The sequence below is a fragment of the Nonomuraea candida genome (assembly GCF_000725485.1).
GTDB classification, from domain to species: domain Bacteria; phylum Actinomycetota; class Actinomycetes; order Streptosporangiales; family Streptosporangiaceae; genus Nonomuraea; species Nonomuraea candida.
Genome location: NZ_JOAG01000004.1, coordinates 301,892 through 323,407, shown reverse-complemented (window position 1 = coordinate 323,407; position 21,516 = coordinate 301,892). Strand labels below are relative to the sequence as shown.

The window sequence follows — 21,516 nt, the reverse complement described above, 5'->3', positions numbered from 1 at the left end:
GTAATGCCTCCCGGAAGGACAAGCCCCGAGTTCTAGAAAGAAGGACCCCCGGGCCGGCGAGCCCCCTCCCCGGCCCGGGACTCCCGCTCCCCGGCCTGGGACTCCTGCTCTCCGGCCCGGGACTCCCGTTCCTCGGGCAGCACCTCCCGCTCCCCGGACAGGGCCTCCCGCTGCCCGGGCAGGGCCTCCCGCTCCCCGGACAGCAGCTCCCGCTCCCCGGGCAGGGCCTCCTCCCGCTCCCCGCTCGACGGCCCGCCCTCCTCGGCGAGGCGCAGCGCCTCCGCCACCAGCGTCTCCACGATGCGCGACTCCGGCACGGTCGCGACCACCTCGCCCCTGACGAAGATCTGGCCCTTGCCGTTGCCCGCCGCCACGCCCAGGTCGGCCTCGCGCGCCTCACCCGGCCCGTTCACCACGCAGCCCATGACCGCCACCCGCAGCGGATGCGGGAACCCGTCGAGCGCGGCCGTCACCCGATCGGTCAGCGTGTAGACGTCCACCTGGGCCCGCCCGCACGACGGGCAGGAGACGATCTCCAGCCGCCGCTCCCGCAGGCCGAGCGACTCCAGGATGCCGATGCCGACCTTGACCTCCTCGACCGGCGGCGCGGACAGCGACACCCGGATCGTGTCGCCGATCCCCTCGTCGAGCAGCACCCCGAAGGCCACCGCCGACTTGATCGTGCCCTGCATGAGCGGCCCCGCCTCGGTCACGCCCAGGTGCAGCGGGTAGGCGCAGCTCTCGGCCAGCAGCCGGTAGGCGGCCACCATCACCTGCGGGTCGTGGTGCTTGACCGAGATCTTGAGGTCGGTGAACCCGTGCTCCTCGAACAGCGAGCACTCCCACAGCGCCGACTCGACCAGCGCCCGCGGCGTGGCCCTGCCGTGCTCGGCCAGCAGCCGGGGGTCGAGCGAGCCGGCGTTGACGCCGATGCGGATCGGCACCCCGGCCTCGGCCGCCGCCCGCGCGATCTCGCCCACCTTGTCGTCAAATTTCCTGATGTTGCCGGGATTGACGCGCACCCCCGCGCAGCCGGCGTCGATGGCGGCGAAGACGTATTTCGGCTGGAAGTGGATGTCGGCGATGACGGGGATCTGGGAGCGCCGCGCGATGGCGGGCAGCGCGTCGGCGTCGTCCTGCGACGGCACGGCCACCCGCACGATCTGGCAGCCGGCCGCGGTCAGCTCGGCGATCTGCTGGAGCGTGGCGTCGACGTCGGCCGTGACCGTGGTGGTCATCGACTGCACCGAGACCGGCGCGTCGCCGCCGACCGGCACCTCACCCACCATGACCTGCCGCGAAACGCGCCGGCGACGGCGGACGGACGGAAGACCGAGACTTACAGCGGCCACCTGTTCAGCTCCTTTCTGATGGCGTACGCGATGCCCTGGCCGGTCAGCCCGGCCTCGGCCAGCAGCTCGGACCTGCTGCCCTGGCCGAGGAACGCGCACGGCAGGCCGAGGTTGAGCACGTGTTGTCCCGGCGCGCAGACCTGCCGCACCAGCGCGCCCGCGCCCGAGGCGGCGATGCCGTCCTCGACCGTGACGACCAGCCGGCTGCCGCACATCGCCCGGCGCAGGCCCGGGGAGACCGGGATGACCCAGCGCGGATCGACCACGGTGACGCCGAGGCCCGTGACCGACAACATCGCGGCGGCCCGCAGGCACGGCCCCGCCATCGGCCCGACGGCCACGACCAGCACGTCGTCGCCGCCGGCGGACAGCACGTCCACGTCGCCGTCGCCGCCCGCGGGCGGGATCTCCGCCTCGGCCACCGCCTTGGGGAAGCGCAGGGCCGTCGGGCCGTCGTGCTCCACGGCCTCCTCCAGCAGCTCCGACAGCCGCACCACGTCACGCGGGGCGGCCACCCGCATGCCGGGCACGACCGACAGCGCCGCCAGGTCCCACATGCCGTGGTGGCTGGGCCCGTCGGGGCCGGTGATCCCGGCCCGGTCGAGCACCAGGGTCACCGGCAGCCGGTGCAGCGCGATGTCCATCAGCACCTGGTCGATGGCGCGGCCCAGGAACGTGGCGTAGAGCGCGACCACGGGGTGCAGGCCGCTCATGGCCAGGCCGGCGGCCGAGACCATGGCGTGCTGCTCGGCGATGCCGACGTCGAACATGCGGCCGGGGAAGCGCCGGCCGAACTCGGCCAGCCCGGTCGGGCCCGGCATGGCCGCGGTGATGGCGACCAGGTCGTGGCGGCGCTCGCCCAGCGCGCACAGGTGGCGGGAGAAGGCGTGGGTCCAGGTGCCGGCGGCCGGCGCCAGGGGCCGCCCGGTCGCCGGGTCACTGGCCGGGATGGCGTGCAGGTGCTCGTCGAGGTCCCGCTCGGCGGGCCCGTAGCCGTGGCCCTTGCGGGTCAGGCAGTGGATCACGACCGGCGCCCGCAGCTCGCGCGCCGCGTGCATGGCCCGCTCCAGCGCCGCGATGTCGTGCCCGTCCACCGGGCCGAGGTAGCGCAGGCCGAGGCTCTCGAAGACGGAGATGCCCGGGGCGGCGCGCAGCCGGCCGAGATGGTCGGCGCACCCGCCCACGGTGGGGGCGTAGGAGCGGCCGTTGTCGTTGAGCACGACGATGACCGGCCGGTGCCGGGCCGCCCCCAGGTTGTTGAGCGCCTCCCAGGCCACGCCGCCGGTCAGCGCGCCGTCGCCGACCACCGCGACCACGGCGCGCGCCGTGTCACCGGTGATCGCGCGGGCCTTGGCCATGCCGTCGGCGTAGGCCAGCGCGGTGGAGGCGTGGGAGCTGTCGAGGTGGTCGTGCGCCGACTCCTGCCTGCTGGGATAGCCGCTCAGGCCGCCCCGCAGGCGCAGCCCGTCGAAGGCCGCGCGCCGGCCGGTGAGGATCTTGTGCACGTATGCCTGGTGTCCGGTGTCGAACACGATCACGTCGTCGGGCGAGCGGAACACCCGGTGCAGCGCGATCGTCAGCTCCACGATGCCGAGGTTGGAGCCCAGGTGCCCGCCCCGGGCGCTCACCTTGTCGATCAGGAAGTCGCGGATCTCCGCGGCCAGCCCGGGGAGCAGCTCGGCGGGCAGTGCCCGCAGGTCATCGGGGGTGGACACGTAGGGCAGCAGGGTCTTCATGGCATCCCCAGCAGTGGGACTGGTGTGACCAAAAGAAAGGTCGGGTCACAAAAGCTACTTTACACGCTCCGTATTCAATGAGTAACTAGGGGTAGTGACCGTCTGAACCGAAGGAGCCGTGCGTATGCCGGTGAGCTTCACTCAGCAACCCCTTGGTCCACGAATTGATCAGTGTCTGAGCGGTTTCCTGGATAGCTGGCGCACCCCCGTGCGCGACCCGGGCGTGGAGGCCGCCTACGGCCTGCTGACCGATTTCATCCTCACCGGCGGCAAGCGGGTGCGGCCGCAACTGTGTTACTGGGGCTGGCGCGGCGCCGGCGGCGAGGACTGCGAGGAGATCATCACCGCCGCCGCCGCTCTTGAGCTGTGCCACGCCGGCCTGCTCATCCACGACGACATCATGGACGGCAGCGAGCTGCGCCGCGGCCACTCCACGGTGCACAAGAGCCTGGCCGACCTGCACACCGGGCCGGGCGCCGAGGCGTTCGGGCGGGCGGGCGGCATCCTGCTCGGCACGCTCAGCCTGGCCTGGTCCGACGCGATGCTGTCGTCGTGCGGGGTGGAGGCGTCGCGGCTGCGGGCGGCGCACCACCTGTTCGACGCCATGCGCACCGAGGTGATCAGCGGCCAGTACCTCGACGTCCTGGCCCAGCTCCGCTCGGGCGCGACCGAGGCCGAGGCCCTGACGGTGATCCGCTACAAGAGCGCCAAGTACACCGTCGAACGGCCGTTGCAGATCGGGGGCGCGCTGGCCGGCGCCCCGACGGAGCTGCTGGACGCCTACTCCGGCTTCGGCGTGCCGCTGGGCGAGGCGTTCCAGCTCCGCGACGACGTGCTCGGCACGTTCGGCTCGTCGGCCGAGACCGGCAAGTCGGCGCTGGACGACCTCCGCGAGGGCAAGCAGACCGTCATGTACGCCCTCGCCGTGCAGCACGCCTCCCCCGCCCAGCGCGACCATCTGCGCGCCTGGCACGGCAACCCGGCCCTGACCGAGGAGCGCGCCGCCGAGGTGCGCCAGATCCTCGTCGACACCGGCGCGCTGGCCAAGGTCGAGACCATGATCGAGGAGCGCGTGCGCGACGCCATGGCGGCCCTGACCCGCGCGCAGATCAAGCCGGACGCCGCGGGCGCGCTGGCTCTGATGGCCGACCAGCTGGCGCACCGCGTCAAGTAAGGGGTTCCCCAGCATGGGACGGGTGCTTCTCGCTGCCCCGCGCGGCTACTGCGCGGGCGTCGAACGCGCGATCATCACGGTGGAGGAGGCGCTGAGGCGCTTCGGGCCACCGGTCTACGTGCGTAAACAGATCGTCCACAACACGTTCGTGGTCGACGACCTGACCCGGCGCGGCGCGGTCTTCGTCGAGGAGCTCGACGAGGTCCCCGACGGCGCGCTGGTCATCTTCTCCGCCCACGGCGTCTCGCCCGCGGTGAAGGAGGCGGCGCGGCGGCGCGGGCTGCGCACGATCGACGCCACCTGCCCGCTGGTCACCAAGGTCCACAAGGAGGCCGTGCGGCTGGCCGAGGCAGGCCACGAGATCGTGCTCATCGGCCACGCCGAGCACGAGGAGGTCGAGGGCACGCTCGGCGAGGCCCCCGGGCACATCCACGTCGTCGATCCCGCCCGGCCGGGCGAGGCGACCGCCGCCGGCGCCGGCCCGGTGAGCTGGTTGTCGCAGACCACGCTGTCCGTGGACGAGACCATGCGGGCCGTGGCCGAGCTGCGCGAGCGCTACCCCGGCCTGGCCGACCCGCCCAGCGACGACATCTGCTACGCCAGCCAGAACCGGCAGGAGGCGGTCGCCGCCATCGCGCCCCGGTGCGAGCTGGTCATCGTCGTCGGCTCGGCCAACTCCTCCAACTCCCGGCGGCTGGTGGAGGTCGCGCTGAACGCGGGCGCGCCCGCCGCCCACCTGGTCGACCGGGCCCGCGACGCCGACGAGGGCTGGCTTGACGGCGTGCGGACCGTCGGGGTGAGCTCCGGCGCGTCCGTGCCCGAGCGGCTGGTCGCCGACTTACTCGACTGGCTCGCCACCCGCGGATACGCCGACGTGGAGCCGGTGACCCTGACCGAGGAGAGGCTGACCTTCTCGCTCCCGGTCGAACTCCGCTCCGGCCGCCGGCCCCGCTGACCCCCACATTGAGACCCGATCCGACGTCCCAACGACGCCCCACACCGAGATTGGTGGTGCACCAACGATGACCGAACCGACGCACTCCGCCCTGCCTGACAACACCGGCGGCAACGGGCAGCTCAGCCTCAGCACCGATGCCGCCAGGCAGCTCGCGACGACCACGAAGACGCCGCCGCAGATGCAGGAGATCACCTCCCGCTGGCTGCTGCGGCTGCTGCCGTGGGTCCAGTGCTCGGGCGGCGTGTTCCGGGTGAACCGGCGGCTGACGTACACGCTCGGCGACGGCCGCATCACCTTCAGCGCCACCGGATCGGAGGTGCGGGTCATCCCGGCCGAGCTGACGGAGCTGCCGATGCTGCGCGGCTTCGACGACATGGAGGTGCTCGAGGCGCTGGCCGGCCGGTTCACCCAGCGCGAGGTGGAGGCGGACGAGGAGATCTTCGCCGAGGGCAGCGAGGTGAACCGGCTCGTGCTGATCGCGCACGGCCGGGTGGCCAAGATCGGCCGCGGCTCGTACGGCGACGCGCAGAGCCTCGGCGTGCTGGCCGACGGCGACTATCTGGGCGAGCAGACCCTGGTCCAGGGCGGCCGGCACGAGTACACCGCGCGCGCCAAGACGGCCACCACCGTGCTCACCCTCTCCCGGCAGGACTTCGAGGAGATCGCCGGGCAGGCCCCCGGGCTGCGCGAGCACATCGAGTCCTGGCGCACCAGCGGCGACCGCGCCCAGAACGACTATGGCGAGGCCGCGATCGACATGTCGGCCGGCCACGTCGGCGAGGCCGAGCTGCCCGGCACGTTCGTGGACTACGAGCAGAGCCCGCGCGAGTACGAGCTGAGCGTCGCCCAGACGGTCCTGCGCGTCCACAGCCGCGTCTCCGACCTGTACAACCAGCCGATGAACCAGCTCGACCAGCAGCTCCGCCTCACGGTCGAGGCCCTGCGCGAGCGCCAGGAGCAGGAGCTGATCAACAACAAGGAGTTCGGCCTGCTGCACAACGCCGACTTCAGCCAGCGCATCCGCACCCGCTCCGGCCCGCCCACCCCCGACGACCTCGACGACCTGCTGGCGAAGGTGTGGAAGGAGCCCTCGTTCTTCCTGGCCCACCCGCAGGCCATCGCCGCCTTCGGCAGGGAGTGCAGCAAGCGCGGCATCTACCCGCAGTCGAGCGAGGTGGGCGGCCACCGGGTGCCGGCCTGGCGGGGCGTGCCGATCTTCCCGTGCAACAAGATCCCGGTCTCGGCCACGCGGACGACGTCGTTCCTGCTGATGCGCACCGGACAGGAGAACCAGGGCGTCGTCGGCCTGCACCAGACCGGCATCCCCGACGAGTACCAGCCGAGCCTGTCGGTGCGCTTCATGAGCATCAACGAGAAGGCCGTCATCTCCTACCTGGTCAGCGCCTACTACTCGGCCGCCGTCCTGGTGCCCGACGCGCTCGGCGTGCTGGAGGACGTCGAGCTCGGCCACAACGGCTGAGACCCGTCCCCTTCCCCCTCCTTCCGGCCCTCAGTGATGGGTGGTGTTCATGTCAGCGGAGTCCGACCCGCTGAGCCTCGGCGCCGAGGCGGCGCGCCTGCTCGCCACGACGACCAAGACCCGGCCGCAGACGCGGGAGCTGTCTCCCCGCTGGTTGTTGCGGGCGCTGCCGTGGGTCGACGTCGCGGGCGCGGTCTACCGGGTGAACCGGCGGCTCACGTACGAGGTCGGCGGCGGCCGGGTGAGCTTCGCCAACACCGGCGCCCGGCTCCGGGTGATCCCGCCGAGCCTGGCCGAGTTGCCGCCGCTGCGCGGGCTCCGCGACGACCGCGTGCTCGACCTCCTCGCGGGGCTGTTCGAGCAGCGGGAGTTCGCCCGCGGCGAGCCCATCGTCCGGGCCGGGCGACCGGCGGACGAGCTGGTCCTCCTCGCCCGCGGCAGGGCCGCGCAGGTCAAGGCCGGCTCGTACGGCGACCCCGTGCTGCTCGGCATCCTGGCCGGCGGCGACCACGCGGGCTGTGACCCGCCCGCCGCCGGCGAGGTGTGGGACTTCACCCTGGAGGCTCGGACCCCGTGCACGGTGCTGGCCCTGCCGTGGGCGCGGTTCCACGCGGTGGCCGGCCGGTCGCCCGCGCTGCGGGCCGCGCTCGGCCGCCATCGCGCGCTCAAGGCCGCGCCCCGGAACAAATGGGGCGAGGCCGCGATCGTCACCGCCGCCGGGCACCGGGGCGAGCCCGTGCTGCCCGGCACGTTCGCCGACTACGACCCGGGCCCGCGCGAGTACGAGCTGAGCGTGTCGCAGACCGTGCTGCGCGTGCACACCCGGGTGTCCGACCTGTTCAACCAGCCCATGGAGCAGAAGGAGGAGCAGCTCCGGCTGACCGTCGAGGCGGTGCGCGAGTCGCAGGAGCGCGAGCTGATCGGCAACCGCGACTTCGGGCTGCTGCACCAGGCCGACCTCGGGCAGCGCATCCAGCCCCGCGTCGGCCCGCCGGGCCCCGACGACCTCGACGAGCTGCTGTGCCGCCGCAAGAAGTCCCGCTTCTTCCTGGCCCATCCGCTGGCCATCGCCGCCTTCCACCGGGAGTGCAGCGCCAGGGGCGTCTACCCCGGCAGCACCGAGATCGACGGCTCCCGCCTGACCGCGTGGCGGGGCGTGCCCATCCTGCCCTGCGACAAGATCCCGGTCACCCGCGAGGGCACCAGCTCGATCCTCGTCCTGCGCACCGGCGAGGCGGACGCGGGGGTCGTCGGCCTGCACCAGACCGGCCTGCCCGGCGAGCGCGAGCCGGGCCTCAACGTGAAGTTCACCGGCATCGACGCCCGGGCCGTCGCCTGCTACGTGGTCAGCGCCCACTACTCGGTCGCGGTGCTGGTGCCGGACGCGCTCGGCGTGCTGGAGAACGTCGAGGTACACACGTGAAGGAGGGACGATGTCCCAGCCGTTCGAACTGCCGGACTTCTACCTGCCGTACCCGGCCCGGCTCAACCCCCATCTGGACGTGGCCCGGGTGCACTCCAGACAGTGGGCGCGCGACATGGGCATGCTCGAAGGCTCCGGCGTCTGGGAGGAGGCCGACCTCGACGCCCACGACTATCCGCTGATGTGCGCCTACACCCATCCCGACTGCGACGGCGCCGAGCTGAGCCTGATCACCGACTGGTACGTGTGGGTCTTCTTCTTCGACGACCACTTCCTGGAGGTCTTCAAGCGCACCGGCGACCTGGCCGGCGGCAAGGAGTACCTGGCCCGGCTGGCCCGTTTCATGCCGATGGGCGCCGACCTGACCGTGCCCGAGCCGGCCAACCCCGTGGAGGCGGGCCTGGCCGACCTGTGGCCCCGGACGGTGCCCGGCATGTCGCTCGACTGGCGGGCGCGCTTCGCCGAGAGCACGCGCAACCTGCTCGACGAGTCGTTGTGGGAGCTGGCCAACATCAACAGGGGCCGGGTGGCCAACCCGGTGGAGTACATCGAGATGCGCCGCAAGGTCGGCGGCGCGCCCTGGTCGGCCGGGCTGGTCGAGCACGCGGTGCGGGCCGAGGTGCCGGCGCGCATCGCGGCCACGCGGCCGATGCGGGTGCTGCGCGACGCCTTCTCCGACGCCGTGCACCTGCGCAACGACCTGTTCTCCTACCAGCGGGAGGTCGGCGACGAGGGCGAGCTGAGCAACGGCGTGCTGGTGCTGGAGAAGTTCCTCGGCTGCGGCACCCAGGAGGCCGCGAACGCCGTCAACGACCTGCTGACCTCGCGGCTGCAGCAGTTCGAGCACACCGCCGTCGCCGAGCTGGGGCCCCTGTTCGTGGAGCACGCCATCGACCCGCTCAGTGCCGCCGCCGTGCTGACCTACGTCAAGGGGCTGCAGGACTGGCAGTCGGGCGGGCACGAGTGGCACATGCGCTCCAGCCGGTACATGAACCAGCGGGCGCGGGCCACCCGGCCGCTGGGCATGTCGTCGCTGGTCGACCTGCTGGGCGCCAAGCGGCTGCGGAACTTCTCGCACGAGCCGTACCGGCGGGTGGGGCCGTCGCTGATCCCCGAGCTGCACGTGCCGTACGCGCTGCGGCTCTCGCCCCACCTGGACGCCGCCCGGCGCAACCTCGTGGCCTGGTGCGCGGCCATGGGCATGCTCGAATCCCCGAGCGGGGCCGCCGCGGTGTGGGACGAGGCCCGGCTGATCGACATGGACCTGCCGCTGTGCGCCGCCGGGCTGCATCCCGACGCCACGCCGGAGGAGCTGGACCTGGCCTCGTACTGGCTGGGGTGGGGGACGTACGGGGACGACTACTTTCCCGTCGTCTTCGGCAGGACGCGCAACCTGGCGGCGGCCAAGGCCACGGTGGCCAGGTTCGGGGCGTTCATGCCGCTCGACTGCTCGCCCACGCCGCCCCCGGCCTCGGCGCTGGAGCGCGGGCTGGCCGACGTGTGGGCGCGCACGGCCGCGCCGATGCCGCTCGCCGACCGGCGCAGGCTGCGCAGGGCGGTCGAGGTGATGTGCGAGGGCTGGTTGTGGGAGCTGGGCAACGAGATCGCCCGCCACATCCCCGACCCGGTGGACTATCTGGAGATGCGCCGGCTGACCTTCGGCTCGGACCTGACGATGAACCTGTGCCGGTTGCGGCACTCGAAGGGCATCCCGGCGGAGTTCTACGCCTGCGGTCCGGTGGTGGCGCTGGAGAACGCGATGATGGACGCCGGGCTGCTGATCAACGACGTGTTCTCGTACCAGAAGGAGATCGAGTTCGAGGGCGAGGTGCACAACTGCGTGCTGGTGGTGCAGAACTTCTTCGACTGCGACTATCCGGCGGCGGTCGAGATCGTCAGGGATCTGCAGGCCGCGCGGGTGGCGCAGTTCGAGCACATCGTCGCCCACGAGCTGCCGATCGTCTGCGACGACTTCGGACTCGACGCGGCGGCGCGCGCGGACGTGGCGGCGTACGTGGGCGAGCTGCACGACTGGCTGGCCGGGATCCTCAACTGGCACCGCGGCTGCTTCCGCTACGACGAGCCGACGCTGCTGCGTCAGCACCGCCGGCCGCCGTGGCGGCTGGGCGGCCCCAGCGGCCTGGGCACCTCCGCCGCCCTCATCGGGCGGGCGGACGCCCCGGCCGCCTCCGCCGGCCCTACGGGGACGGGTGATGGAGCCTGGGCTGGTAGAACCAGCCCATCATGCGCAACAACCGCCGCTGGTACGCCGTGACGTTGTGCAGGCGGATCCACCTCTGTGAGGGCGGCAGCGTGGGCATGACCAGCACGCGCAGCCCCGAGACGTCGATGAAGGTCAGGTCGCCCGTGTCGACCACGATGTAGGCGCCCTGGCGGCACCCCGCCAGGGTGCCGGCCAGCGCCGGGCTGTTGGAGGCGTCGATCTCGCCGATCAGCAGCACGGCCGGCGCTCCCGGCGTCGCCGCCCTGACGATCGACAGCTGCCGGTCCTGGTAGAGCAGCCGCTCCTGGACGCTCACGCTCCTCGCACCCCCCAACACGCGCTCTGGGGGTCGTCTTGCTCGTACCGGGATGACCGCCTGGTGGCGATTAACCCGAAACCCAGGTTACACGAAGTATGTTTGGCTATGTAATTTTCGTCGGAATATGACCGATCTTTCGGGCAATCCTGAACGTTTCGCCCGAGACCCTCCCGCCGCGGCTCGCGATGCCCGGTGGGGGCGCGGCCGGGGCGGGCTTGCCGAGGATCTCCCGAACGGCGCCGGCTTCGTATCCGGATGGCCAAGAGGACGCAAATAGCACGAAATATCCGCTTATTGTCGGCGCGACTCGATGGCGTTTTGTCGCGATAGAAGGCGTGAAAACAGGCAGATAAGACAACTGCCTACAGGTCGGCGGTCATGCCCCCAGGACGCGCCGGAATCGGGAGCGCTGAGAATGCCATGAAGCAGAAGGGAACACGACAGGCGATAGCGGCGATGTGCACGATCGGGTGCCTCGCGCAGGCGAGCCCGGCGGTCGCCGGCGGGGTCCTGCCGGGCGCGGCGGGAGCACGGGGCTCCCACGTCGCGACCGCGGCCAGGTCCGCGACCGGGATGATCGCGCTCAGGGCCGCGCTGGAGATGATCGGGGTGCCCTACTCGTGGGGCGGAGGCGGGGTGAGCGGCCCCGGGTACGGCATCGGGCGCGGCGCGCGGACCAAGGGCTTCGACTGCTCGGGCCTGGCCGAGTACGCCTACGCGCGGGCCGGGACGCCGATCGGGACCACCACGACGGAGCAGTGGCGCTCGGGCGTCCGGATACCGCGGGAGCTGCTGGAGCCGGGGGATCTGGTCTTCTTCGACAACGACCGGGAGCGGCCGGGGCCGGAGCACGTGGGGCTGGCCGTGGACGACCAGCGCATGGTGCACGCGCCGTCCACCGGGGCGCTGGTGCGGATCGACTCGCTGAACAGGCCGGACCTGCTCGGCGTGGTCCGCCCGGAGGCCGGGCGCGGTGAGCCGGGAATGTGAGTGCGGGCCGGCGACCTCGCCGCGACGCCGCCTCGGGACCGTCGCCGGCTCGCGTCTGCCGGTCGCGCAAGCCGTACGTCCCCCGGGCGCGTTCCTCGCGGATCGCGCCGGGGGACGTACGGCGGCTGAATGCATCGGCGGCGGGAAAACCTTTCGCGGTCTCGCGAGTCACCACGGCGGGTTTTCCCGGTCACCTCGGATGCGGGAGGGCGGTCGGGCCCGCGGCCCGCTCATCGGCGGGACCGCCGCGCTTCGCCCTCCAGGACGACACCGGATCTACTCGGCCTCGGTCGAGCCGTTGTCGATCTTGGTCTCCTTGTTGTGGTCGCCCACGTGCGGCTGGTTGTTGTTCAGCAGCGGGACGTTGACCTCGTCCAGGATGTTGATGATCTCGATCTCGAAGTCGTTGAGCGAGTGGTTCAGCACGTCGTTCAGCACGTCGTCGAGGATCTGCCACTGCGACAGCAGGGCCTGGCCCTTGTTGCTCGGGTTGGGGCCGACGTCGGCGGACGCGGCGGACGCGGAGAACCCGAAGGCGGCTGCCGCGACAGCGGCACCGGCCAGAATACGACGGATCATGATTTGCTTTCCTCCATGGATCGGCGCGGTGCTGTCCGCGCCGTGTTCATTCGTGCAGAGCTGTGAGGTGCCGCTGACCACGATCGTGGGGGACATCGGAGATAGCAAACTCAAAATGCCCTCATGGAGGTCAAGGAGGCGCTTGGATTCGTTGGCACTTGGATTTCGGCGACCAGAGAAGTCGGCGTTGAATATCGGCGTCCGTGAATATCGGCGTCCGTGTCACTCACGATTTCCCGGCCGGCCCGGCGCAAGGCCCGGGAGCGTGTGGCGCACGTCCTCAGGCGACCTTCACCCGGTCGCGCTGAAGACGTACGACCCCCGAACGCTCCGATGCCTCGAAAGCCGCCTTGTGGCCTCGCGAGTCTCCACGATCAGTTCATTCGTGCACCTGGGGGCGAGGAGGGCGGTTGGCCACGCGGCCCGCTGCGGTGCGGTGCCGCCGCGCCTCCCCTGCCTACACCTCCCGGGACCTACTCGGCCTCGGTCTCGGCGTTCTCGATCTTGGTCTCCTTGTTGTGGCTGCCGACCTCGGGCTGGTTGTTGTTCAGCGCGTTGATGTTGACCTCGTCGAGGATGTTGAGGATCTCGATCTCGAAGTCGTTCAGGGTCTGGCCGACGTCGGCGGACGCGGCGGACGCGGAGAACCCGAAGGCGGCGGCCGCGATAGCGGCACCGGCCAGAATACGACGGATCATGTTTGCTTTCCTCCATGGATCGGCGCGGAATTCCCGGCGCCATAGTCGTTCGTGCAGGGCTGTGAGGTGCCGCAGATAACAATTGCGGCAGGCGGCGGAGCCTGCAACCCGAAAAGGCCTCATGGAGGTCAAGAAGACGCCTCGATTCTTTGGTGTCAGGTTTTCGAGGGCAGGAAACCCGCTTCCGTATAGCACGGCTCCGGACCTGGCACATCGATGGCGCCTGAAACTTTCCATGAACCTCGCGGATCCCCGCCGCCGGCTCTTTCGCATATCGCGGGCGGGAAGGACGCCGGGCCGCCGGCCCTGCTCCGGCGCGCGGCCGTCACGCCCTTCCGCCCTGGCCGGCCCCGGATCTACTCGGCCCGAGTCTCGGCGTTCTCGATCTTGGTCTCCTTGTTGTGGTCGCCCACGGTCGGCTGGTTGTTGTTCAGCAGCGAGAGGTTGACCTCGTCGAGGATGTTGATGATCTCGATCTCGGCGTCGTTGAGCGAGTGGTTCAGGCCGACGTCGGCGGACGCGGCGGACGCGGAGAACCCGAAGGCGGCGGCCGCGATAGCGGCACCGGCCAGAATACGACGGATCATGTTTGCTTTCCTCCGTGGAGCGGCCCGGGAATTCCGGCGCCTTAGTCGTTCGTGCAGGGCTGTGAGGTGCCGCGAATAACCCTCACGGTAAGTCACGAAAACCGCAACTCGGGAAGACCTTGGCTAGGTCAAAGTGCCGCCTCTATTTTTTGGCGTCGGGTTTTCCGCGACCGCCGCGACACCGCGCCGTACAAGACTTCGCGTGACCTGCATTCAACAGGTGTTCTGACCTGGGGAGACATTACCCGGGTAATCGTTCACCGCTCTTTGGACAACGATCGACCCACTCTTGGAGAATTCTTCTTGTGCCGGTGTGTTTACCTCGCCTGCCCGCCCGGCCCCGGCGCCACGGCCGGCGGCCTCTCCCGGCCCCGGCGACCGCGCCGAGCCCCGTGACACGCCCGGCGTCAGAACAACGAAAAACGCCCCCGCCCGCGCCCTGGCCGCCGGGAGGCGGGAGGGCTGAGGGCTGAGGGCTGAGGGCGGGAGCGGACGCAGGTGAGTGGAGGCGGACGCGTGGAGGGCGGAGGCGCGGAGGTGGGTGAAGGCGGAGGTGGGTGAAGGCGGAGGTGGGTGAAGGCGGAGGTGGGTGAAGGCGGAGGTGGATGAAGGCGGAGGTGGGCCCAGCGTGGAGGTGGTGGTCCGAGGTGGAGGTGGGAGTGGAGGTGAAGGAGGAGGGGTTATCGGGGGTCGGTGAGGCGGTCGAGGGCCGTGGTGAGGCGCTGGATCGCCTCCAGGCACCGCCGGGCCTCCTCCGCCCCCAGCTCCCCCACCAGCCGGTCCGCGAACGCCTGGTGGGCGGGGACGATCGCGGCGATCGCCTCCCTTCCGGCCGTCGTGGGCGCCAGCAGCTTGGCGCGCCGGTGCGCCGGGTTGGGCCGGTATTCGGCCAGCCCCCGCTCCACCAGCAGATCGGCGACGCGCTGCACCCCCTGGCGGGTCATCCCCATGGCCCGCGCGACGCCGGCGACGGGCAGGGGCTCGCGCAGGACGGCCCCGAGCACCTGCCACCACGCGGCCGTCATGCCCACCGGCCGGGCCAGCCCCTCCGCGACCTGGAGGAACTGCCCGTTGAGCCGGAAGGCGCCCAGGGCCAAGCCCGACAGCAGCTCGGCGCTGTCGCTCATGCCGCCATCAGCACCTCGAAGGCGGAGGCGTCGCTCCTGGCGAACAGCCGGAACCAGGCGTCGAGCACCTCGGGCGTGAAGACGTCGAGCCGCCGGAAGATCTCCCTGGCGAACGCCACCGGCTCGGTCGGGCCGGCCGTGATGAGGTCGCGGTCGAGCACCGCGTCCCGGTCGAGGTAGCGCGCGCCGCCCGCGTATCCCTCCTGCGCGGCCAGATACTGCGCGACCGCGCCGGTGTGGTCGCGCTCGTCGAGCAGCCCCTCCCTGGCCAGCCCCGCCGTGGCGCCGCAGATGGCCGCGACCGGCACCCCCGCGTCGAGGAACTCGCCGGCCTTGCGCGCGAACGGCGCCAGCGTCTCCCCCGCGTCCCACAGGTCGGCGCCCGGCAGGATGAGCAGCGCGCTGTCGGCCGGCGAGAGGTCGGCGAGCGCGAGGTCGGGGGTGATGCGCAGCCCGCCCATGGTGACGATCGGGTCGGTGGTCAGGCCGACGGTGACGATCTCGTAGCCTCCGGGCTCGCGGTGGTAGTGCCCGTTGCGGAGGTGGGCGGTCGCGTGACCGGTCTCCCAGTCGGCGAGGGTGTCGTAAACGGCGTGGTGAACGGTCTTCGTCATGACAGTATCTTGTCATTTAGACAGCATATTGTCAACTCAATACCGTGCGAGGATAGGCCACATGGCAGAGATCGTCGGCGGAGGACGTCCGGTCAACGACGCCGAGCGGCGCGTGATCGCATATCTGCGCGACCACGGTCCCGCCGACTGGCTGCTGCTGCACAACATCGAGGTCCCGCGCGGCCACGACGTCTTCGAGGTCGACCTGATCGTGCTGACCGGCCACTCCCTCGTGGTGGTCGACGTCAAGGGCACCCGCGGGCGCATCGAGGTGTCCGGCACCCGCTGGTTCCCGCCGCGCAGGGAGGCGTTCGGGTCCCCGGTGGCCAAGCTGCGCGGCACGGCCAAGGCGCTCAAGGGCCTGCTGGTGTCCCGGGCCACCCAGCTCGAACGCGTCTACGTCGACAGCCTGGTCGTGCTCACCTCGCCCGACGCGGAGCTGGTCGACCCGGCCGGGCGCGACGCGGTCAACGTCACCGACCTGCCCCGCCTGGTGGCCACGCTGAGCGACGTCTCCCGGGTCAGGCGCGGGTGCAGCCCCGACGTCAGGCCGTACCTCACGGCGATCCTCGACGCGCTCAACCAGACCGTGCGGCGCAGCACGGCCCCGCCCAGGTTCGGCAACTGGGAGGTCGAGGAGCAACTCGGCGGCGACACCAAGGTCACCGAATACCGCGCGTTCAACGCCACGCTGCCGGGCAGCGAGACCGTGCTGCTGCGCGTCTACCAGGCCGACCCGCTGGCCGACCACGAGGCGCGGGCGGCCGAGCGGCAGCGCATCGCCAACGCCTACCAGACGCTCGCCCGCATCCCGCCCCATCCGTGCGTGGTGCGCTCGCGCGACTTCTTCGCCATCGACGACGAGAGCCGCTTCGTGCTGGTCCTCGACGACGTGCACGGCGAGGCGCTGCACCTGGCGCTGGGCAAGGGCGCCCCCCTCGGCGTGATCCAGGACCTGCTGCGCGGGCTGGCGCACGCGCACGCCAACGGCGTGGTGCACCGGGCGCTCACCCCGGCCTCCGTGCTGGTCACCGACGACGGGCACGCGGTGCTGACGGGGTTCGACTACGCCAAGCCGGGGCCCCGCAACTACACCGTGGCCCACGAGCTGGGCAACGTGCTCGACGCCCACTACGTGGCGCCGGAGTGCCAGGAGCGGCCCGACCGCATGACCACCGCCTCCGACGTCTACGCGGCCGGCGCGATCGCCTTCCAGCTCCTGACCGGCCACCTCCCGACGAGCGGCGACGCCCAGGGGCCCGACGTGCCCGAGGTGGTGCGGCGCATGCTCGACCACTCCCCGGCCAAGCGGCCCACGGCCGCCGAGGCGCTGGCGGCGCTGGAGTCCGCGCCGGTCGCGCGCCACCCGTCCCAGGAGTCCAAGCTCAAGCGCCTCGTACGCCGCATCGTCTCCCGGCCGTGACCCGTCGCCGCCGCCGAGCGGCCGTCCCGCGCGGGGCCGCCCGGGCTATGCGTGGGTGATGGTGTCGAGGATGTCGATGACGTAGATCAGGGGCTGTTCCCCCTGCGACGGCACGGCCACCCTGCTGCCGACCCGCTGCCCGGTGAGCGCGCCGATCCAGGCCGCCGGCACCGCCCCCTCGCGCAGCGTGAACGCGCTCGGCCCGCCCCGCCGGTACGACGAGTCCACGACAGTCCGCGACGGCCAGGACGCGGCCACGTACTGGATGACCACCTTCGAGCCCGGCGCCACCTCCCGGCCCGAGCCGTCGATGAGCGTGCGCGGCGGCGCGGCGGGCGTCAGGTCGGCGGGCACGACCGGCAGCGTGCGGCCGACGAGCCGGGCGTCGGGCGGGTAGCCGCCCAGGATGTCGAAGACGAGCACCAGCGTGTCGGCGGGCGACAGGCCGGTCAGCGGCACGTTGGGCCCCATGGCCTCGCCCGCCGGGCTGACCAGCATGACGCGACTGCCGGCCGGCCGCCCGATGAGCGACTGCCGCCAGGTCTCCGACACCTGCCTGCCGTCGAAGACCACGCTGGCGGGCTGGTGGCCGTCGTAGGTGCTCAGGTAGGGCCGGTTGCCGGACCAGCGCCGGATGTCCACGTCGGCGAGCACCACGTCGCCGGGGACCGTCCGCCTCCCGCTGCCCAGCGACAGCACCGTGATCCGCGGCGTGCGCCCCGGCTGGCCCTGGGGAATGGTGACGACCGGTTTGGTGCCGAACCTACCCGACACGACAGGTTGCGTGCCCTCCTCCGTCAGCCCGCACGAGGTGGCGAGCATGAGGAGGGCAGGCCAGAACAGACGCACGATTTCCTCCAGGGCCAGATCCAGAGGAGTTACTTGCCGCAAGTGCCCCAAGGAAAGCTTCGGGCCGCGCCATCTCACGACAAACTTGACGGGTGAGCGAGTCAACCATCCGGCAGCGGACGATCGGACACCCGGCCCGGGTCGCGGGGCCGGCGGAGGGCGCCCGGTGAGCAGGCCCAACCTGGCCAGGCGGGTCGCGGAGGCGGCCGAGATCGCGCTGGCCAACCGCAAATACGTGACGTTCCTCGACGTGGTGACGGGCCTGCGCTGGCTGCACACCAGGCACGTCGACCTCTGGCGGCAGGGCAGGGCGGCCACGCTGGCCGAGCTGGCGGCGGTGGACGAGGACCGCCTGCTCGCCACGGCCGGCCTGCTGGCCGACTGGGCGCGGGCCAAGGGGCTGCGGCCGGTGGAGACCCCCTACGTCGCCGGCACCCGCGACCGCCGCGAGCTGCGCTTCACCGCCGCGCACGGGCAGGAGCCGTTCCGGGTGCACTGGCTCTCGCCCGACCTCAGCGAGGCCCGGGTGCGCCGGCTCACCGAGGCGCAGAGCAAGGCCCCCGACCTGGTGGCCGTGGCTCCGCTGGACGCCTGGACGTGCGCGTCCTGCGGCGACACCGGCCCGTACCTGATCATGGAGGACGATCGGCCGCACTGCCTGACCTGCGCCGACATGGACCACCTGGTCTTCCTGCCGGCGGGCAACGCGGCGCTCAGCCGCCGGGCCAAGCAGGAGAGCGGCCTGGCCGCCGTGGTGGTGCGCTACAACCGGCGGCGCAAGGTCTACCAGCGCCAGGGACTCCTGGTGGAGGAGGCCGCGCTGGCGGCGGCCGAGGAGCGCTGCCTGGCCGACGAGGAGGTGCGCCTGCGCCGCCGCGAGCGCGACCGCGTGCGCCGGGCCGAGCAGGACGTCGAGTTCCAGGCCAGGATGGCCGCCGAGATCGCCCGGCTGTTCCCCGGCTGCCCCGAGCCGCGGGCCCAGGAGATCGCCGCGCACTCGGCCCAGCGCGGCAGCGGCCGGGTGGGCAGGACGGCGGCGGCCAGGGCGCTCGACGAGAACGCCATCACGCTCGCCGTGATCGCCTCGATCCGGCACCTCGACACCGACTACGACAATCTGCTGATGTCGGGCGTGCCCCGGATGGAGGCGCGCGAGCGGATCAGGGATCGAATCGAGAGCAAGCTCGAAGAGTTCCGCCGGAGAGGCTAATGTCGAAAACATGAGCGATTGGCAGGACGTCAGGGAAGAGCTCCGCACGTTCGCGCTCGGTCTGCCCGAGACCCACGAAGACCATCCCTGGGGCGAGACCGTCATCAAGGTCAACAAGAAGGTCTTCCTCTTCCTCGGCATCGACGAGCAGACCGAGAAGTGGGACCCGACGTTCGGCGTGAAGCTGCTGTCGGAGGCGCACGGCCACGCGCTGACCGTCGAGGGGGCCGCGCCGAGCGGCTACGGCCTGGGCAAGGCGGGGTGGGTGACCGTGCCGTTCCTGTCGGAGCTGCCGGAGACCGAGGTGCTCGTCGACTGGGTGGAGGAGAGCTACCGCGCCATCGCACCCAAACGCGCGATCAAGGAGCTCGACCTCAGATGACGCCGGGGTCAGGTGACGCCGACCTCAGGTGACGCCGGGTCGGGTGACGGCCGGGGGTCAGGTGACCGCCAGGCGGGTGGCGTACTTCTCCTCCCGCCACAGCTCCTTGTCCAGCACCTCCAGCAGGGTCGTGGCGGCGTCGTGCACGTCGGCGTAGCCGATGTAGAGCGGCGCGAACCCGAACCTGAGGATGTCGGGGGCGCGGAAGTCGCCGTGCACGCCCCGGTCGATGAGCGCCCGCATCACGGGATAGCCGTCGGGGTGACGCAGGCTCACCTGGCTGCCGCGCCGCTCGGGGTCGGCGGGCGAGGCCAGCTCCAGCCGGTCGCCGACCAGCTCGATGAAGAGCGAGGTCAGCGCCACGCTCTTGGCCCGCACCAGCTCCATCGGCACCCGCTCCCACACGTCCAGCGCCGCCTCCAGCGCCGCGAACGACAACACGTGCGGGGTGCTCACCCCGAACCGCCGCACGCCCTCGGCCGGCCGGTATCCGGTCTCGAACGCGAACGGCTCGGCGTGGCCGTACCAGCCGGACAGCACGTTCTCGGCGGCGGCCTGGTGGCGCGGGTGGACATAGAGGAACGCGGGCGCGCCCGGCCCGGCGTTCAGATACTTGTACGTGCATCCCACCGCGAAGTCGGCCCCCGAGACGTCCACCTCCATGGCGCCCACGCTGTGGCACAGGTCCCAGACGATGAGCGCCCCGGCCGCGTGCGCCGCCGCGGTGACCGCGGGCACGTCCTGCCGGGCCCCGGTCCGGTAGTCCACCTCCGACAGCAGCACCACGGCCGCGTCGTCGAAGCGCCCCTCGGACAGGTCGCGCAGCTCGTATCCGCCGAGCAGCCCGGCCAGCCCCTGCACCATGTAGTGATCGGTGGGGAAGTTGCGGGTGTCGGAGACGATCACCCGGCGCTCCGGCCGCAGCCGCAGCGCCGCCGCCACCGCCTGGTAGACCGCGATCGAGGTCGTGTTGCCCACCACCACCTGGCCGGGGCCCGCGCCGATCAGCGGGGCCAGCCGGTCGCCGGCGGTCAGCGGCTGGTCGAACCAGCCGGCGTGGTTCCAGCCGCCGACGAGCTGCCTGCCCCACTCGTCCTCGACCGTCCTGCGCACCCGCTCGGCGGTGTGGCGGGGCAGCGCGCCCAGCGAGTTGCCGACGAGGTAGACGACGCCCTCGGGCAGCACGAACTCGTCCCTGAACTCCCGCAGCGGGTCCTCGGCGTCGAGGGCGAGGCACTGGTCGCGATCCAACGTCACTCCTGTCGTCATGGGGGGATGGTGGCGATGACTCTGTTGTCGCCATTGTCGTACCTGCGGACGTACCAGTTCTGCACCGGGTTGTGCGTGGCGTCCAGGTGGAACGGGCCGCGCGGGCCCGCCAGCTCGCCCACCTCGCCCAGCGCCCGCGTCAGCGCGCCGCCCGCGCGGGGCAGCCGGGCCAGCGCCGCGTCGATGAGGCGCATGGCGTCCCAGCTCTGCAGCGCGACCGCCGAGGGGGCGCGGCCGGTCCTGGCCCGCCACCGGGCCACGAAGGCGGCGTTGTCCGGGTTGTCCAGCGCGGGAGAGTACATGCCGACGCTGGTGATGCCCTCGGCGTCGGCTCCGACGGCCCGCAGCACGTCTTCGTCGGTCAGGTTCATGCCGGCCAGCAGCTCGATCCTGCGGTCGTAGCCGAGCTGCCGGAAGGCGCGGACGAACTCCACGGCCTCGCCGCCCGCGTAGAAGGCGTACAGGAGCCTGGCGTCGGGCGGGATGCGCGCGAAGTACGGCCGCAGGTCCGTGACGCCGCCGTGCGGGGTGAGGATGCGCGCGACCGGCTCCGCGCCGTAACCGTCGGCGAACCCGTCGAGGGTCTCGACGCCGGCCGAGTAGTCGGGGGCCATGAGCACCGCGCCCCGGCGGCCGTACCGCTCGGCGGCGTACCGGCCGGCGGCGTGGCCGTGGTCGTGGTTGGTGTAGGAGACGCGGAAGACGCTGGGGCCGCGCAGCTCGTCGGAGCCGGCGTTGGCCACCACCACCGGCGTGCTGCCCGCCTCCCGGGCCACGGCCACGGCGACGGGCGAGGCGATCAGGCCGGTGACCACGTCCACGCCCTCGTCGTCGATGAGCCTCCTGACCTCCTTCGCGCCCCGGTCGGGGTTGCCCGCGTCGTCGGCCACCACCAGCGCGGCGGGCCTGCCGCCCAGGCGGTCGCCGTGGTCGTCGAGATAGAGGCGCATGGCGGTCTCCATGTCGTCGCCGAGCATGGCGTACACGCCGGTCTGCGAGATGATCGCGCCGATCTTGACCGGAAGCCTGTCCTGGTCGGGCGGCGGCACCTTGCCGCCGCATCCGGCGGCCATCAGCACCGCCAGCCCGACCGCGGGCAGCCCCAGCACGGTTCCGCGCATG

The 21,516-nt window shown here is 71.9% G+C and carries 20 protein-coding genes; 9 read left to right on the top strand and 11 right to left on the bottom strand.

The genetic code is table 11. The features are described 5' to 3' along the window. Positions 1-32: 32 nt before the first annotated feature. Together ispG and IO39_RS03315 are read right to left on the bottom strand one after the other, a co-directional pair. Positions 33-1,352: a flavodoxin-dependent (E)-4-hydroxy-3-methylbut-2-enyl-diphosphate synthase gene (ispG, locus tag IO39_RS03320; protein WP_169789015.1), complete on the bottom strand. Its 1,320-nt coding sequence runs from the start codon at positions 1,350-1,352 to the stop codon at positions 33-35. Next, complete coding sequence (locus IO39_RS03315; RefSeq protein ID WP_043615504.1) at positions 1,340-3,088, bottom strand: 1-deoxy-D-xylulose-5-phosphate synthase; 1,749 nt, start codon at positions 3,086-3,088, stop codon at positions 1,340-1,342. Before IO39_RS03315 ends, ispG begins: the two co-directional genes overlap by 13 nt. A 208-nt stretch (positions 3,089-3,296) precedes the next feature. On the opposite strand from IO39_RS03315, the gene IO39_RS03310 reads away from it, so the two are divergent. The 5 genes from IO39_RS03310 to IO39_RS55875 all read left to right on the top strand — a co-directional run bounded on the left by IO39_RS03310 (position 3,297) and on the right by IO39_RS55875 (position 10,398). After that, positions 3,297-4,262, top strand: a complete 966-nt coding sequence (locus tag IO39_RS03310; protein WP_169789014.1) for a polyprenyl synthetase family protein — start codon at positions 3,297-3,299, stop codon at positions 4,260-4,262. Positions 4,263-4,275: 13 nt separating this feature from the next. Beyond that, complete coding sequence (locus IO39_RS03305) at positions 4,276-5,217, top strand: 4-hydroxy-3-methylbut-2-enyl diphosphate reductase (RefSeq protein WP_084772169.1); 942 nt, start codon at positions 4,276-4,278, stop codon at positions 5,215-5,217. Between the two features lie 67 nt (positions 5,218-5,284). Beyond that, positions 5,285-6,700: a family 2B encapsulin nanocompartment shell protein gene (locus tag IO39_RS03300; protein ID WP_043615497.1), complete on the top strand. Its 1,416-nt coding sequence runs from the start codon at positions 5,285-5,287 to the stop codon at positions 6,698-6,700. A gap of 49 nt (positions 6,701-6,749) precedes the next feature. Continuing rightward, complete coding sequence (locus IO39_RS03295; RefSeq protein WP_043615876.1) at positions 6,750-8,123, top strand: family 2B encapsulin nanocompartment shell protein; 1,374 nt, start codon at positions 6,750-6,752, stop codon at positions 8,121-8,123. Positions 8,124-8,133: 10 nt separating this feature from the next. Then, positions 8,134-10,398 (top strand): terpene synthase family protein, encoded by a 2,265-nt coding sequence (locus IO39_RS55875; RefSeq protein ID WP_245641780.1) that lies wholly within the window; start codon positions 8,134-8,136, stop codon positions 10,396-10,398. Here the strand turns inward: IO39_RS55875 and IO39_RS03285 are convergent. After that, a complete protein-coding gene (locus tag IO39_RS03285; protein ID WP_043615494.1) occupies positions 10,322-10,663 on the bottom strand; it encodes an STAS domain-containing protein in 342 nt (113 codons plus the stop codon). The two genes, IO39_RS55875 and IO39_RS03285, sit on opposite strands and share 77 nt — an antisense overlap. A gap of 459 nt (positions 10,664-11,122) precedes the next feature. Here IO39_RS03285 and IO39_RS03280 point away from each other — a divergent pair, with 459 nt between their 5' ends. Further along, positions 11,123-11,656, top strand: a complete 534-nt coding sequence (locus tag IO39_RS03280) for a C40 family peptidase (RefSeq protein ID WP_052422386.1) — start codon at positions 11,123-11,125, stop codon at positions 11,654-11,656. Positions 11,657-11,932: 276 nt separating this feature from the next. Here IO39_RS03280 and IO39_RS03275 read toward each other — a convergent pair whose 3' ends face one another. The 5 genes from IO39_RS03275 to IO39_RS03255 all read right to left on the bottom strand — a co-directional run bounded on the left by IO39_RS03275 (position 11,933) and on the right by IO39_RS03255 (position 15,261). Continuing rightward, on the bottom strand, positions 11,933-12,235 hold the full coding sequence (locus tag IO39_RS03275; RefSeq protein WP_043615491.1) for a hypothetical protein: 303 nt from the start codon (positions 12,233-12,235) through the stop codon (positions 11,933-11,935). A 473-nt stretch (positions 12,236-12,708) separates the two neighbouring features. After that, positions 12,709-12,933 carry a hypothetical protein gene (locus tag IO39_RS03270; protein WP_043615488.1) on the bottom strand — a complete coding sequence of 75 codons (225 nt, stop codon included), beginning with the start codon at positions 12,931-12,933 and terminating at the stop codon, positions 12,709-12,711. A gap of 356 nt (positions 12,934-13,289) precedes the next feature. After that, complete coding sequence (locus IO39_RS03265; RefSeq protein WP_043615485.1) at positions 13,290-13,520, bottom strand: hypothetical protein; 231 nt, start codon at positions 13,518-13,520, stop codon at positions 13,290-13,292. Positions 13,521-14,200: 680 nt separating this feature from the next. Then, positions 14,201-14,647, bottom strand: a complete 447-nt coding sequence (locus tag IO39_RS03260) for a MarR family winged helix-turn-helix transcriptional regulator (protein WP_043615482.1) — start codon at positions 14,645-14,647, stop codon at positions 14,201-14,203. Then, complete coding sequence (locus tag IO39_RS03255; RefSeq protein WP_043615480.1) at positions 14,644-15,261, bottom strand: type 1 glutamine amidotransferase family protein; 618 nt, start codon at positions 15,259-15,261, stop codon at positions 14,644-14,646. Before IO39_RS03255 ends, IO39_RS03260 begins: the two co-directional genes overlap by 4 nt. Positions 15,262-15,322: 61 nt before the next feature. Between IO39_RS03255 and mads6 the strand changes: the two genes are divergently transcribed. Further along, a complete protein-coding gene (gene mads6, locus IO39_RS03250) occupies positions 15,323-16,684 on the top strand; it encodes a methylation-associated defense system protein kinase MAD6 (RefSeq protein WP_043615477.1) in 1,362 nt (453 codons plus the stop codon). Between the two features lie 45 nt (positions 16,685-16,729). Here the strand turns inward: mads6 and IO39_RS03245 are convergent, their stop codons facing one another. Further along, complete coding sequence (locus IO39_RS03245; protein WP_157547848.1) at positions 16,730-17,533, bottom strand: FKBP-type peptidyl-prolyl cis-trans isomerase; 804 nt, start codon at positions 17,531-17,533, stop codon at positions 16,730-16,732. Positions 17,534-17,699: 166 nt separating this feature from the next. On the opposite strand from IO39_RS03245, the gene IO39_RS03240 reads away from it, so the two are divergent. Both IO39_RS03240 and IO39_RS03235 read left to right on the top strand, forming a co-directional pair. Continuing rightward, complete coding sequence (locus IO39_RS03240) at positions 17,700-18,743, top strand: DUF2293 domain-containing protein (protein ID WP_043615470.1); 1,044 nt, start codon at positions 17,700-17,702, stop codon at positions 18,741-18,743. Between the two features lie 10 nt (positions 18,744-18,753). Then, positions 18,754-19,125 carry an MmcQ/YjbR family DNA-binding protein gene (locus tag IO39_RS03235; RefSeq protein ID WP_043615467.1) on the top strand — a complete coding sequence of 124 codons (372 nt, stop codon included), beginning with the start codon at positions 18,754-18,756 and terminating at the stop codon, positions 19,123-19,125. A 57-nt stretch (positions 19,126-19,182) separates the two neighbouring features. On the opposite strand, the gene kynU is transcribed toward IO39_RS03235, so the two are convergent. Together kynU and IO39_RS03225 are read right to left on the bottom strand one after the other, a co-directional pair. Then, on the bottom strand, positions 19,183-20,394 hold the full coding sequence (gene kynU / locus IO39_RS03230; RefSeq protein ID WP_043615465.1) for a kynureninase: 1,212 nt from the start codon (positions 20,392-20,394) through the stop codon (positions 19,183-19,185). Then, positions 20,391-21,515: an ABC transporter substrate-binding protein gene (locus IO39_RS03225; protein ID WP_043615462.1), complete on the bottom strand. Its 1,125-nt coding sequence runs from the start codon at positions 21,513-21,515 to the stop codon at positions 20,391-20,393. Before IO39_RS03225 ends, kynU begins: the two co-directional genes overlap by 4 nt. Position 21,516 lies beyond the last annotated feature (1 nt).

Excerpts from the sequence above, each read along its gene's own strand:
- IO39_RS03315 (WP_043615504.1), bottom strand. The coding sequence starts at position 3,088 with ATGAAGACCCTGCTGCCCTACGTGTCCACCCCCGATGACCTGCGGGCA.
- IO39_RS03305 (WP_084772169.1), top strand. The coding sequence starts at position 4,276 with ATGGGACGGGTGCTTCTCGCTGCCCCGCGCGGCTACTGCGCGGGCGTC.
- IO39_RS03300 (WP_043615497.1), top strand. The coding sequence starts at position 5,285 with ATGACCGAACCGACGCACTCCGCCCTGCCTGACAACACCGGCGGCAAC.
- IO39_RS03295 (WP_043615876.1), top strand. The coding sequence starts at position 6,750 with ATGTCAGCGGAGTCCGACCCGCTGAGCCTCGGCGCCGAGGCGGCGCGC.
- IO39_RS55875 (WP_245641780.1), top strand. The coding sequence starts at position 8,134 with ATGTCCCAGCCGTTCGAACTGCCGGACTTCTACCTGCCGTACCCGGCC.
- IO39_RS03280 (WP_052422386.1), top strand. The coding sequence starts at position 11,123 with ATGTGCACGATCGGGTGCCTCGCGCAGGCGAGCCCGGCGGTCGCCGGC.
- IO39_RS03275 (WP_043615491.1), bottom strand. The coding sequence starts at position 12,235 with ATGATCCGTCGTATTCTGGCCGGTGCCGCTGTCGCGGCAGCCGCCTTC.
- IO39_RS03270 (WP_043615488.1), bottom strand. The coding sequence starts at position 12,933 with ATGATCCGTCGTATTCTGGCCGGTGCCGCTATCGCGGCCGCCGCCTTC.
- IO39_RS03265 (WP_043615485.1), bottom strand. The coding sequence starts at position 13,520 with ATGATCCGTCGTATTCTGGCCGGTGCCGCTATCGCGGCCGCCGCCTTC.
- IO39_RS03260 (WP_043615482.1), bottom strand. The coding sequence starts at position 14,647 with ATGAGCGACAGCGCCGAGCTGCTGTCGGGCTTGGCCCTGGGCGCCTTC.
- IO39_RS03255 (WP_043615480.1), bottom strand. The coding sequence starts at position 15,261 with ATGACGAAGACCGTTCACCACGCCGTTTACGACACCCTCGCCGACTGG.
- mads6 (WP_043615477.1), top strand. The coding sequence starts at position 15,323 with ATGGCAGAGATCGTCGGCGGAGGACGTCCGGTCAACGACGCCGAGCGG.
- IO39_RS03235 (WP_043615467.1), top strand. The coding sequence starts at position 18,754 with ATGAGCGATTGGCAGGACGTCAGGGAAGAGCTCCGCACGTTCGCGCTC.
- kynU (WP_043615465.1), bottom strand. The coding sequence starts at position 20,394 with ATGACGACAGGAGTGACGTTGGATCGCGACCAGTGCCTCGCCCTCGAC.
- IO39_RS03225 (WP_043615462.1), bottom strand. The coding sequence starts at position 21,515 with ATGCGCGGAACCGTGCTGGGGCTGCCCGCGGTCGGGCTGGCGGTGCTG.